Raw genomic sequence first — 13,430 nt, forward strand, 5'->3', positions numbered from 1 at the left:
TGATTCCTGAAAATCCTGCCCCAGGCTCTCGAATTCGGGCAGTCATTTAAACAGATATCGCCACATCGATTCCTGCCTCGCTCATCGCTTTTCTGACAGTCTGATGATATCGATCTGACAACGGTGTCAGTGGCAACCGCAGCCCCTCGCCGATCAATCCCATTTGTGCAACAGCCCATTTCACAGGAATAGGATTGGCTTCTATGAATAAATCCAGGTGCAACCTCAAAAGCTTTCTGTTTGCAGCACGGGCAGCAGCCAGGTCGCCCGCAAACGCCGCTGTGCACATCTTATGCATGAGCTTCGGCGCCACGTTGGCGGTGACGGAAATAACGCCATGCCCGCCGAGCAACAACAAAGCCAGGGCACTGGCATCATCGCCGCTATAGATTGCAAAATCTTCGGGAGCACGGCACAACAGATCGAACCCGCGACCGATATCACCCGTTGCATCCTTGATTCCGACAATGTTGGGAATTTGCGCGAGACGAAGAACTGTATCGTTGGCGATATCTGCCACCGTCCTGCCGGGCACGTTGTATAGTATCTGCGGGATATCCACCGCCTCGGCCACCGCTCTGAAATGCTGGTATAAACCCTCCTGCGTGGGCTTGTTGTAATATGGCACGACTGACAGGCTTGCATCCGCTCCCGCATTCTTCGCATAGATGGAAAGGTCAATTGCCTCGCGCGTGGAGTTGGCGCCGGTTCCCGCAATTACCGGTACCCGTCCGGCTGCCTGCTCCACCGCGGTTTTGATCAGCAGATGGTGCTCTTCGAAATCCACGGTCGGTGATTCGCCGGTGGTTCCTGCCACCACGATACCGTCAGTTCCTTCCGTCACATGAAAGTCGATCAAGGATTGGAAACGCTCCAGATCCAGCTCGCCATTTTCATGCATCGGAGTAACAATGGCGACCAGACTGCCTTTTATTGCGACGTTATCCATGAAGGTAGATTCGAAAAAAAACGGCTATTTTACCTGAATCCGGTACCGGCAAAGCATATTCGCAACGGTACAGGTCGCGTTGTCAGACAACACCAGGAGAGGCGGGTTCCCGGCACCTTAGATGAATCCTATGAGGGTCATGAAAACCAAAACACTCTGGACGAATCTACTGGCAGCTGGATCGTTGCTCTCCCAAGCATAAGAAGGGGAGGCTGCGCGCAATGCTCAAGTAACTTGAGATGAGCAATAATTGGCTATGGGAAAAGTCCTGTAATTCAGGTATTTCCTTTCAGCCTTACCCGATCCACTCCCTCTCCCTGGCAAGGAGAGGGTTGGAGAGAGCGCTTGGCTTCCGGAAATTTCCTCAAGCCGGTACGGATTCCCTTGCCTTCGAGAAGGTGATCACGCCATTTTTCGAATCGACTGTGATGGTATCCTTCGCAGCGAAGTGACCTTCGAGTATTTCCTTTGCCAGCGGGTTCTCGATCTGGGCCTGTATCGCGCGCTTGAGCGGCCGGGCGCCGAACACCGGATCGAATCCCGCCTGAGCCACTTCTGCAAGTGCCGCATCTGTCACCTTGAGGTGCATCTCAAGTTTTGCCAGACGCCTTTCCAGTTGCTGCAACTGTATCCGCGCGATGGATTTGATATGCTTCTCATCCAGCGCATGGAATACCACCACCTCGTCAATCCGGTTGATGAACTCCGGGCGGAAATAGGCCTTCACCTCGCCCATGACCGCCAGCTTGATGACCTGGTAATCATCCCCTGCCATCTGCTGGATCATTTGCGAACCGAGGTTTGAAGTCATGACGATAACGGTATTCTTGAAGTCCACCGTGCGCCCCTGCCCGTCTGTCATGCGTCCGTCATCCAGCACCTGTAGCAGAACGTTGAACACGTCAGGATGTGCCTTTTCCACCTCATCCAGCAGAATTACCGAATAAGGTTTTCTGCGTACCGCTTCGGTCAGATAACCACCTTCCTCGTATCCGATGTATCCGGGCGGTGCGCCGATCAAGCGCGCAACGGAATGTTTTTCCATGAACTCGGACATATCGATGCGAATCAGATGCTCTTCGGAATCGAACAAAAAGCCAGCCAGCGCCTTGCATAGCTCTGTTTTACCCACGCCCGTCGGTCCGAGGAACAAAAAGGAACCATAGGGACGGTTGGGGTCCGCCAGTCCTGCGCGTGAGCGACGGATAGCATCGGATACCAGGCGTACCGCCTCATCCTGCCCCACCACACGCTCGTGCAGCTTCTGTTCCATATTCAGGAGTTTTTCCCGTTCGCCCTGCATCATCTTGGAAACAGGAATGCCGGTAGCGCGCGACACCACTTCTGCGATTTCTTCCGCTCCAACCTGGGTTCGAAGCAGCTTCGGCTTGTTTTGCTCCACAGTCTCCTTTTCACCCTGCCGATCCTGCGCCTGAAGTTGCGCCTCCAGTTGCGGGATGCGTCCATATTGCAGTTCGGAAACTTTCTGCCAATCTCCTTTGCGCGTCGCCGCCTCGATTTCGAGCTTGACCTTTTCCATCTCTTCCTTGATATGCTGCGTACCCTGCACCTGGGATTTTTCAGCTTTCCAGATTTCTTCCAGGTCGGCGTATTCGCGCTCGAGTTTGGCTATCTCATCTTCCAGTAATGCAAGACGCTTCTGCGAGGCCTCATCCTTTTCCTTCTTCACCGCCTCGCGCTCGATCTTGAGCTGGATCAGGCGCCGGTCGAGCCTGTCCATCGATTCCGGCTTGGAATCGATTTCCATCCGGATACGTGCCCCGGCCTCATCTATCAGATCGATGGCCTTATCGGGCAGAAAGCGGTCGGTGATATAACGGTGCGACAGTTCAGCCGCTGCAACGATAGCCGGGTCGGTGATATCCACGCCATGATGCAACTCGTATCTTTCCTGCAAGCCACGCAGGATGGCGATAGTTGCCTCGACCGTCGGCTCCTCAACGAACACCTTCTGGAAACGCCGCTCCAACGCGGCATCTTTCTCGATGTACTTGCGGTACTCATCGAGAGTGGTGGCGCCCACGCAATGCAACTCGCCACGCGCCAGCGCGGGTTTGAGCATGTTGCCCGCATCGATTGCGCCCTCAGCCTTGCCCGCGCCCACCATGGTATGAAGTTCGTCAATGAAGACGATAACGCTCCCGCCGGCCTGCGCAATCTCTTTAAGGACAGATTTGAGACGCTCCTCGAATTCGCCCCTGTATTTGGCTCCGGCGAGCAGCGCGGCCATATCCAGCGAAAGCACTTTCTTGTCCTTAAGGGTTTCCGGCACCTCATTATTGACGATACGCTGAGCCAAACCTTCGACAATGGCGGTTTTGCCGACACCCGGTTCGCCGATCAGCACCGGATTGTTCTTGGTACGGCGCTGCAATACCTGGACAGTACGTCGAATTTCATCGTCGCGTCCGATAACCGGATCAAGTTTTCCCGCGCGCGCTCGCTCGGTCAGATCGAGCGTGTATTTTTTCAGAGCTTCGCGGCTGGCTTCGGCCTCAGGATTGCTGACATTCTCGCCACCGCGCACCTCGTTGATCGCCTGTTCCAGCGCATCGCGACTGGCTCCGTTCTGCCTCAGCAGATTGCCAGTCTCGCCTTTGTCCTGAAGCGCTGCCACCAGGAACATTTCCGATGCAATGAATTGATCACCCCGTTTCTGCGCCTCCTTGTCGGCCAGGTTGAGCAGATTACCCAAATCACGCGAGACGTTGATCTCTCCGCCCGTACCCTCCACTTTGGGAAGACGCTCAATCGATTTTTTCAGTGCTTCCCGCAGGGGTGGCACATTCGCACCTGCGCGCTGCAACAATGAAACCGTGCCCGCATCTTGCTGTTGCAAGAGTGCTAGCAGTAAATGCTGTGGTTCAATATAAGGGTTGTCCTGGCCCACGGCAATGCTCTGCGCATCGGACAACGCCTGCTGGAATTTTGTGGTTAATTTGTCGAAACGCATGAGAAGCCCTTTATGGGTAGTGAATGATTCTTATATATGTGGGATACAGTGGAATTTTCAAGATATCCCTCACGCGTCCAAATCCTCCGGCGAGATAGAGGATGCAATAAGCAAAGCCATTGCTGTATCGGATGATCCAGTACCGCATGCCAGTCAAAGCGAAGGTATTTCCGGATATGGATACAAAATGTTGAGAGCCACACTTTTGCCCGCCGTTTCCACGATGCGCACATGCTCGCGCTTCAATTGGCGGGCGTGGCGCAAGCCGCAGGAGTAGGCAATCATATCGATTTCCCTGTTCATGTTTTTGGCATAATTGGCAACGCGCAAGTATTTCTCCTGTACCACCAGGCCACGCTGCAAACGCCGATTATGGGTGGTGATACCAGTAGGACAGGTATTCGTGTGACATCGCATGGCCTGGATACAGCCGAGTGAAAACATGAAGCCACGCGCGGTGTTGACAAAGTCCGCACCCGCGCACAGCGCCCACGCCGCCCGTGCCGGCGTCACCAGCTTACCTGCTGCAACCACGCGTATGCGGTCTCTCAAGCCGGATTCCAGTAATGCATCCACCACCCGTGGTAACGCTTCCGCAATGGGCAGGCTCATATGATCGAACAGAGTCTGGGGCGCAGCCCCGCTGCCACCTTCGCCACCATCGATGTTGAGAAAATCCGGCGCGTATTCGGAACCCCTGCGATTCACTGCGTCGCACAGTTCATTAATGAAGCGCCACCCGCCGATAGCAGCCTTGACACCCACGGGCCGCCCAGTGAGATCGCGGATATGAGCGATCTTGTCGAGCAGTTCATCCACGTTCCCGATATCGCGATGACGATTAGGGCTGATTGAATCAAGATGAGCAGGAATACCGCGGATAGCCGAGATTTCGTCGGTTACCTTGGTTCCGGGCAGCAATCCCCCCTTACCCGGCTTCGCACCCTGAGAGAGCTTTATTTCAAATGCCTTGACCACCTTCGCAAGTTTCTTTGCCCGCTCCGGTGAAAAATTACCCTCCTGGTCGCGAATACCATACTTTGCAGTACCGATTTGCATGACGATATCGCCACCACCTTCGAGATGATAAGGTGAGAGCCCACCTTCCCCCGTGTTCAGCCAGCATCCCGCCTCCGCCGCTCCAAGTGACAATGCGCGGACTGCGGGCGCCGAGATCGCGCCATAGCTCATTCCACTGATATTGATAATGGATTTCGCATGGAAAGGATGCTCGCAATAGCCCTCGCCAATCATCAGGGGCGGAGTGGGCAACCGGTCGCTCTCCAATACGGGGAAAGCGACATTGACGAAAAAAATAGAGCCTGGCTCGCGCAGATCATTGGTCGAGCCGAAACCGACGATACCACCCTCATTCTTTGCATTCCTGTACACCCATGAGCGGGTAGCGCGATTAAAGGGCATTTCGCTCCGATCACTGGAAAAGAAGTATTGCCGGAAATACTCTCCCTGTTTCTCCAGGAAAAATCGCAAGCGCCCGATTACTGGATAGTTGCGCAGGATGGAATGCTTCTTCTGGGTTACATCCTGAATGAACCAGAATACGATTATCCCTACCACGATCAGACCGACAATCGTGCCGAAACCGTATGAGATTACTTTCAACGCATCAGACATGACGCCTCCGTATTGCATTCAGCTAAAATACTCCATTCGTTCCGGTAAACATAATAAAAATGTTTTACGATCATTTCACGTATCTGGAAACCGAAATCAAGAATAACGTCAGCCAGGCGCTACTTGAAGATGTGGGTGCTGGCGACCTCACCGCCGGCCTTGTTCCTTGTGATGAAACTGCGACCGCTACTGTGATCAGCCGTGAAGAGGCTGTGATGTGTGGAAGCCAATGGTTTGACGAATGCTTTCGGCAACTGGAACCGCAAGTCGAAGTACGCTGGCATGCGCGGGACGGCGAAACAGTCGGCGCCGGACAGAAACTCTGTGAAGTGAAGGGTGATGCCAGAGCACTGCTGACAGGTGAACGGACAGCCCTCAACTTTCTGCAACTGCTCTCGGCTGTCGCCACCCAGACCCGATGTTACGTGAATGCAATATCCGGAACGGGTGCGGTCATTGTCGACACCCGCAAGACCTTGCCCGGATTACGGCTGGCACAAAAATATGCGGTTAAATGCGGCGGGGGAACAAACCACCGGATCGGTTTATATGATGGCATTCTGATCAAGGAAAACCATATCATGGCTGCCGGCGGTATTGAACCGGCACTGCGCGCAGCGAGGAAAATTGCCGCTCGCGGGATATTCATCCAGATCGAAGTGGAAACACTGGAAGGCCTTCGCACCGCTTTGAATGCCGGAGCCACACTGATTCTGCTGGATAACTTCGATCTCGAAGAACTGAGGGAAGCAGTAGTATTGAACGCGCGGCTAACCAATAAAGGCGCAGTGCTGGAAGCCTCCGGCGGAATTACCCTTGACAATGTCCGCGCAGTAGCCAAAACCGGTGTGGACCGCATCTCCATTGGCGGCCTTACCAAGGATATAAAGGCCATAGACTTGTCGATGCGGTTTTCTTCCCGTAGTTGACATGGCCCCCTCAACAGGTGCAGTCAGGCCGAGTATGCCAACCAGCGCGTGCATAAGCGAAAATAGCGGGAGTGGCGTTGCGCTCCTCTTCCGCTACTTCCGCTCTTCTTGGCAACCCCTTAGGCTGTAGATCGGCTGGCGCCTGACTGTGGCTCGCTACGACTGTTGTCTTTTGTGGGTAATAGCAATCTTGCCAGGAACCGCTGACGCTTAGTCACCTCCCATAGGAGCAAAGACACAGTGATGCTCCATGCGAGACTCACAATGCTGTTTAGATACACATAAGGGCTTATGTAGTGCAGCACGTCAAATGCCCGTGTTTGCAGGAAGTCGTGAAAGATCAGGATAAAAAGCGTACCTGATCCCAGGTATGCCAGCGGTTTTCTGAAGGGCGGAAAATTTTGCAGTAACGAAGCGACACTGAGCGTTATATATATTCCTGTCGCCGCCTCCACGGTCGATACAACCGCACTATCGTATATCCTTTCATTAAGATCAATGGTGTCATCAAAATAAAAGTGCAAGGGAACAAACACCACGGCAGATACAAATAAGCCGGGCAGGTTAAACCTCATCGATTTCGCAGGCTCAGCGAGCAGATACCCGAAGATAATGAAGGAGGATGTTACTGGAATAAGGTCAGCGCCCCAGGGAAGCCCGAGGTACCGCCCCGGTCCCATAACGCTTGCGGCGACCACTGTAGGGTAACGATAGGCATCGATAGAACCTATGCCCATCCCTAAGAGCATGAGGGCAACTGACACTATCCATACCTTGTTGTCCGTGCAAGCTTCAATCGCCCTCAAAATGATCAGTGACGCGATCAGCGAGATAAAAAGATGCGGTAAAAACCACAGGGCAATCCACTCGATCGTGTCGCCGGTACCGTAAAGCAAGCCTATAAAATAACCGGTGCCGCTCATGCCAGCTTCGCCACTCACACCCAATGCGGCTCCCAGCATCTTGAGTACGCCCAAGGCTATCAGGACAACGAAATAGGGTTTCAGTAGCGATCCTGTCCGGCCTATTGCGAAACTCAGGATTCCGTCCGGTGCTCTCAGGAATATTCCTGCCAGGAAGAAAAACAAAGGCATGTGAAAGGAGAAAATAACTCGGGTGAGCTCGCTTTTCTCGTGTGTCGACAACCAATTATGTCCGAGCACGACAAAAAAAATGCCAATCCCTTTTGCCACGTCAATTGTGCTATTGCGGGTCGTCATGACAAATAGTCGTGTGTAACAATGGTGCTGTATGAAATGTTCCGCAGACGGGGTAATGCATTGCGCCTGAATCGTTGCTGCTTTTAAATAAGAATTGCGGGATCAGGTTCGAGATTGAAATACGTCAGCAATTGTTGAAAACTTTAGCGTTGGACATGGAGTTCGCGTTCTGGGCACTTGAAGTTTCAGAATCAATAGGGTCACCATTGAAATCAAGTGCCATCAAGCCAGGGTTGCCGCCAGCAGCAGCGGTATTCACGCTAACCACCCGCTCAGCCGTCAAACGGTATAAAGGGAAATCGTTACCGGAGGCAGTAATGAATGCGACTAGAGCACCTTCGCGTTCCGCCAGCTCGTTTCGAAGCCGGTACGCCTCGTCTTCAGAGCCTGAATAGAGTACCGCAGAAATTGGTGCGTGGATCCAGTTCCGCTCAACGCGCAATCGCTCCCGCACCTGGAGCGGCAGCTTATCCAGTAACGCGTGCAAAGGCGAGTTATCAGCCAATATAATCTGGTTGCCGGTTGCCAGCGCCGCCGCCATCTGCTCAAGCAGCGCGTCTTCGTCTATGGCAATACAGGCTACCACTCCCCGTGGGGCGAATCTCAATGTATTGCTCTCGCCTGTCGGTCCCGGTAGCGGAATGCTGAATGCGAGCGGTGTGCGTCTCGCATAATCCTCGCACAACGAGGCGAGCACGTCCCGTCCGCCTTGCCGAGCCCAATCGGCAAGAGCTTGCAGCTCAGCAGGCGCATTATTTACCCGCAGGCCGCCGTTATTCGCCAGCAACAGGGGCGTCTGAGGCATCAGCCGATGCAGGTAGAGCGGCCCTCCGGCCTTGGGTCCGGTACCCGATTTGCCCTCCCCGCCAAAGGGTTGCACGCCGACCACGGCACCGATCATGTTGCGATTGACATAGATGTTGCCGGCATGCATACGCTTGGTAATGAAATCAATGGTCTCATCGATCCGACTGTGAATGCCATGCGTCAGACCATAACCAGTCGCATTGATCTGGCCAACAAGCTCGCCCAGCCGTTCGCGGGCAAAACGCACGATATGCAGCACCGGCCCGAACACCTCGCGCTCCAGCTCATCTATATGATCAATCTCGATCAAAGTGGGCGCAAGGAAAGTGCCGTTCGTACAAACTGACGGCAGCGCCGGTTGGAACACGGCATGACTTGCCGCGCGCATTTTTTCGATATGATCGAGCAGCGCATGCTGAGCATCTGCATCAATTACCGGGCCGACATCGGTAGCGAGCCGCCGGGGATCACCCACCGTGAGTTCCATCATTGCGCCTCTCAGAACCTCCAGCAACTGTTCAGCGATATCTTCCTGCAAGCACAATACCCGCAGTGCCGAGCAACGCTGCCCCGCGCTATCGAACGCCGACGTCAGCGCATCCTGCACAACCTGTTCGATACGAGCGGACGAATCTACGATCATCGCATTCTGGCCTCCGGTTTCGGCGATGAAGAGGATCTCACCTTTCTGCGAACGAAGAGCGAGCGCACGATGAATGAGTTGCGCAACTTCCGTGGAGCCGGTGAAAATAACTCCACGCACACGGACATCTTTGACAAGCTGCTCTCCAACCCTCTCACCCCGTCCGGGCAAAAGCTGCAACGCTGGCCGTGGAATGCCAGCCTCGTGCAGCAGCCTGACAGCCACGGCGGCAATCAAGGGCGTCTGCTCAGCTGGCTTCGCGAGTACGGGATTCCCGGCAGCAAGTGCAGCACTTACCTGGCCAATGAATATTGCCAGGGGGAAATTCCAGGGGCTGATGCAGACTACAGGCCCGAGCGCTGAAGGTGGACTCGTATTGGACCGGTCGCGTATCTGTTGCGCGTAATAACGACAGAAATCAACCGCTTCACGCACTTCCGCGACTGCATCCGGTAACGACTTGCCAGCCTCGCGTACCGCCAGCCCCATCAGTTCCGTACGGTGCGCTTCCAATGCATCCGCTGCCCGTTCAAGCATCGCAGCCCGGGCTTCATGCGATACACTTTGCCATTCGGCCACGAACGCGTGCGCGACAGCGATCGCCACTTCGATATTATGCTCGGTCGCCTCTATCACCATGCCGACGGAATCATTGTGGTCAGCCGGATTGAGAACCGGTGAACCTGCATTTCCGGCATGCCCACCATCTGCAAGCACAGGCTCAGCCCGCCATTCACGCGTTTCCATTTCAGTCAATTCAGCAGCCAGTGTAGCCAGCGCCTGCTCGTCGCTGAAATCAAAGCCTGCGGAATTCCTGCGCTTGTGACCGTACAAATCGCGGGGTAAGGGAATCGCCGGATGAGGATGCACCCCCTCCTGCTCGATCTGGCTGATCGGATCCGCAACCAGCTCTTCTATACTGATATCGTCGTCGAGAATGCGGTTGACGAATGACGAATTTGCGCCATTTTCAAGCAGGCGGCGCACGAGGTAAGCAAGCAGCGTCTCATAGCTGCCTACGGGCGCATAGATGCGGCACGGCTTTGCGAGCCGATCCTCCTCCAGGAGTTCGACCTGGTCGTACAGCGTCTCGCCCATCCCATGCAGGTACTGGAACTCGTAATCTTCGATACCCGCATCCTGCGCTATTTGGCATACGGCTGATAATGTGTGCGCATTATGGGTGGCGAACTGGGGAAAGACCACCTCCGCCGCGCGAAGAAGCTTCTGCGCGCAAACCATATAGCATATGTCGGTATGAATCTTGCGCGTATAAACGGGATAGCCATCCAGCCCCTCTACCTGTGCACGCTTGATTTCCGCATCCCAGTATGCGCCCTTTACAAGTCGAACCATGATGCGATGACCACTGCGGCGCCCAAGCTCGATGAGCCAATCGACAATGAACGGGCATCGCTTCTGATAGGCCTGGACGACGAAGCCGATGCCATCCCAATCCGCAAGATCCGGGTCGAACAAGAGCGCTTCCAGGAGATCGAGCGAGAGATCGAGTCGATCGGCTTCCTCCGCATCCATATTGAGACCCATGTCATAGTGCTTAGCAAGCAGCAGCAGTGATTTAAGACGTGGCAACAGCTCAGCCATCACACGCTCGCGCTGCGAGCGCACATAGCGGGGATGCAGCGCGGAGAGCTTTACTGAAATTCCCGGTCCCTCGTAAATACCACGTCCGCCATTCCACTTGCCGATAGCATGGATGGCCGAGGTGTAGGAAGCGCAGTAGCGCTGGGCGTCAGCCTCCGTTATTGCTGTTTCCCCCAGCATATCGTACGAATAACGATACCCCCGCATCTCGCGCTCCCGGCTGCGCTCCAGTGCCTCCTCGATGGTTTCGCCAATTACAAACTGGTGGCCCAGCATACGCATTGCCAGATCCATTCCTTTTCGAATCAGTGGCTCGCCCCCCCTCTCCACCAATCCGGATAATGCAGCCGACAACCCGCCCTCCCCGTGGGTCGAAACCAGCTTGCGAGAGATCAGCAAGCCCCAGGCTGCTGCATTTACGAAAAGCGAAGGGCTGTGCCCCACATGCGCGCGCCAGTCGCCCTTGCTGATCTTGTCCCGTATGAGGCGATCGGCAGTTTCCCGATCCGGAATGCGCAGCAGCGCCTCGGCCAGGCACATCAGAGCTATACCCTCCTGGCTCGACAGGGAAAATTCGTGCATCAACGCAACCACGCTTCCCCTATGGCTGTGTTTGCCTTGCATCGAGGTCACCAGCTTACGAGCGAGCTCCTCTGTTCGCGCGCGGCTGAGCGGCGGCCAATCGAGCTGGCTCAATAAACAATTCACGCTCTCGGTCTCGTTGCGCCGATACGCACTGGTAATTGCAGCGCGCAAAAATCGGGGATAGATGACTGTTTTTCCCAAGTTTTTTCCGTATGAGCGAAACAATTTACTTGACTTGATCTGTCGATTACCTTCATTCCCCGGCTTCCATGTCTCTATCTCACCCATTTGGGGAAGCAGGTGAGATCACGTAGCCCGCAGCCTGTGATTTTCGAAGAGAAGGCTGGTTAAGGTAAAAAGGTGTAAAAGAGAGCAAAACTTTCGAAATTTTCGGACCGTTGTTTCAAAACCACTCCTGAGAGCCGGGTCCTTTTCTGCACCTCCGCCCGCTGAAGAAGAGCTTGGAAATTATTGAACACTGAATCAGAGCCTGTCTGTTCGTCCCGTCACATACCCCAGACTGCTGCGCAACTGAAAATTCCCTGAGGGTCACTATCATGAGAAAAACTGCGGTCTGTCCCATATTCGTCAGCTTCGAAGAGTTATCCCTGTTTCGATTCATGGTTTATAATCCGGGCATCTCTCCCAATATTGACTCAATACCTCATTCATAATCCCGCAAAAGCAGTAAAAAATACAACGCTTTCTGGAGTCAGTTTCGGGTCTGGCCGGTTTTTACCGGATTTGAACAGATCCAATATCCGCATTTGTCTGAAGGAGGCACCGATGTGTCTTACAGTAACGTTTACAACGGTCGGATGAATCTCATGCCGGTTCTTCATTCTCAGGAGTACTTGATCATAAACGCATGACCTGGTCTGATTATCTTCCAGCGTGGCCGCTTCAAATCAGTCCAGCGCTGTGGCTGGCGCTCACACTCGTTGTCGCTGTACTTCTGGGCGAAGCACTGGTACGTCATCTGAGGCTCCCCCGGATAGTTGGCTATATCGGCATTGGCGCGGTATTGGGGCCAGGTGGATTGGGTCTTATCCCTCAACTCCCCGTGGACGAATGGCGCCTGGTAGTTGATCTCGCACTTGGGATTCTCCTGTTTGAGTTGGGCAGCAAGGTCAATCTGCGCTGGCTGAAAGCCAACCCGTGGCTTGCGGGCACCAGTCTTCTCGAAGCCATCACTACTTTTGGGGCTGTCTTCTCGGTGTTGGTATGGCTTGATGTTACCAGCACTGCCGCTGCCGTCGTTGCAACCATCGCAATCGCAACCTCGCCCGCTATCATAGTGCGCACCGTAACGGAATCTCGCGCTCAGGGTCAGGTAACCGATCGGCTCTTGCTCATGACAGCGCTCAACACCATCTATGCGGTGATTTTCCACAAGCTGGCGGTTGCTGTCATGCACGGTCAGGCGGGCACGAGCTTCGTGCATACCATATTCCCCCCGCTCTATCTCCTCGGGGGATCCGCGTTGCTGGCATGGTTGTTCGGCGTTACCTTCGAACGCATCCATCACCACTTGGGACAACACGAGGAGACTTTTTCCTTCATCCTGTTCGGCATGATCGCCTTTGCCACCATCATGGCCTCGACGCTCAGGCTCAGCCCGATCCTTGTCCTGCTTGCTGCCGGATTGATCACCCGCTACCAGCGCAAACACACCCGCACGTTCCCCCCGCACTTCGGCTCCGCGGGCGCTGTTCTGGTGGTATTGATGTTTATCGCGAATGGTCTGGCCGCTGATCTCAGAGGCTTGCGGGATGGCTTTTTACTGGTTCTGCTGCTAATCGTCGTACGAATCATTGCAAAGCTGTTGGCCGTACTACCGCTGGCAACCCACAGCGGCATTGGCTGGCGTCAGGCGATATCACTCGGTATTGCACTGGTCCCCATGTCAAGCGTGGCGCTTCTGCTGACAATGGATACTGCAATCGATTTTCCCGAATTCGCGTTCGGCCTTGGAATGGTGCTGATGAGCTGGATCGTCATACTTGAATTGGCCGGACCTATTCTGGTGCAAGTTGCCCTGCGAAGAGCCGGAGAAACACCGGAAAAAAAAACATGAGCCTGA

The 13,430-nt window shown here is 54.5% G+C and carries 7 protein-coding genes; 2 read left to right on the plus strand and 5 right to left on the minus strand.

What is annotated here, in order from left to right:
- Positions 1 to 46 precede the first annotated feature (46 nt).
- The 3 genes from dapA to ACZ5BW_RS08060 form a co-directional block, all read right to left on the minus strand.
- Positions 47 to 949 carry a 4-hydroxy-tetrahydrodipicolinate synthase gene (gene dapA, locus ACZ5BW_RS08050; protein ID WP_464538740.1) on the minus strand — a complete coding sequence of 301 codons (903 nt, stop codon included), beginning with the start codon at positions 947 to 949 and terminating at the stop codon, positions 47 to 49.
- A 364-nt stretch (positions 950 to 1,313) separates the two neighbouring features.
- A complete protein-coding gene (gene clpB / locus ACZ5BW_RS08055) occupies positions 1,314 to 3,923 on the minus strand; it encodes an ATP-dependent chaperone ClpB (protein ID WP_464538742.1) in 2,610 nt (869 codons plus the stop codon).
- Positions 3,924 to 4,076: 153 nt separating this feature from the next.
- Positions 4,077 to 5,558 (minus strand): FMN-binding glutamate synthase family protein, encoded by a 1,482-nt coding sequence (locus ACZ5BW_RS08060; protein WP_464538744.1) that lies wholly within the window; start codon positions 5,556 to 5,558, stop codon positions 4,077 to 4,079.
- Positions 5,559 to 5,617: 59 nt separating this feature from the next.
- Here ACZ5BW_RS08060 and nadC point away from each other — a divergent pair, with 59 nt between their 5' ends.
- Positions 5,618 to 6,487, plus strand: a complete 870-nt coding sequence (gene nadC / locus ACZ5BW_RS08065) for a carboxylating nicotinate-nucleotide diphosphorylase (protein ID WP_464538746.1) — start codon at positions 5,618 to 5,620, stop codon at positions 6,485 to 6,487.
- 119 nt (positions 6,488 to 6,606) lie between these two features.
- Here the strand turns inward: nadC and ACZ5BW_RS08070 are convergent, their stop codons facing one another.
- Positions 6,607 to 7,707 carry an acyltransferase family protein gene (locus ACZ5BW_RS08070; RefSeq protein ID WP_464538748.1) on the minus strand — a complete coding sequence of 367 codons (1,101 nt, stop codon included), beginning with the start codon at positions 7,705 to 7,707 and terminating at the stop codon, positions 6,607 to 6,609.
- 124 nt (positions 7,708 to 7,831) lie between these two features.
- Complete coding sequence (gene putA / locus ACZ5BW_RS08075) at positions 7,832 to 11,548, minus strand: trifunctional transcriptional regulator/proline dehydrogenase/L-glutamate gamma-semialdehyde dehydrogenase (RefSeq protein WP_464538750.1); 3,717 nt, start codon at positions 11,546 to 11,548, stop codon at positions 7,832 to 7,834.
- 667 nt (positions 11,549 to 12,215) lie between these two features.
- Between putA and ACZ5BW_RS08080 the strand changes: the two genes are divergently transcribed.
- On the plus strand, positions 12,216 to 13,424 hold the full coding sequence (locus ACZ5BW_RS08080; protein ID WP_464538752.1) for a cation:proton antiporter: 1,209 nt from the start codon (positions 12,216 to 12,218) through the stop codon (positions 13,422 to 13,424).
- Positions 13,425 to 13,430 lie beyond the last annotated feature (6 nt).

This window comes from Nitrosospira sp. TNL300 (assembly GCF_055385915.1).

Bases quoted from the DNA above. Each gene is read 5' to 3' on its own strand.
- ACZ5BW_RS08060 (WP_464538744.1), bottom strand. From the start codon at position 5,558: ATGTCTGATGCGTTGAAAGTAATCTCATACGGTTTCGGCACGATTGTC.
- ACZ5BW_RS08070 (WP_464538748.1), bottom strand. From the start codon at position 7,707: ATGACGACCCGCAATAGCACAATTGACGTGGCAAAAGGGATTGGCATT.
- ACZ5BW_RS08080 (WP_464538752.1), top strand. From the start codon at position 12,216: ATGACCTGGTCTGATTATCTTCCAGCGTGGCCGCTTCAAATCAGTCCA.
- nadC (WP_464538746.1), top strand. From the start codon at position 5,618: ATGTTTTACGATCATTTCACGTATCTGGAAACCGAAATCAAGAATAAC.
- clpB (WP_464538742.1), bottom strand. From the start codon at position 3,923: ATGCGTTTCGACAAATTAACCACAAAATTCCAGCAGGCGTTGTCCGAT.
- dapA (WP_464538740.1), bottom strand. From the start codon at position 949: ATGGATAACGTCGCAATAAAAGGCAGTCTGGTCGCCATTGTTACTCCG.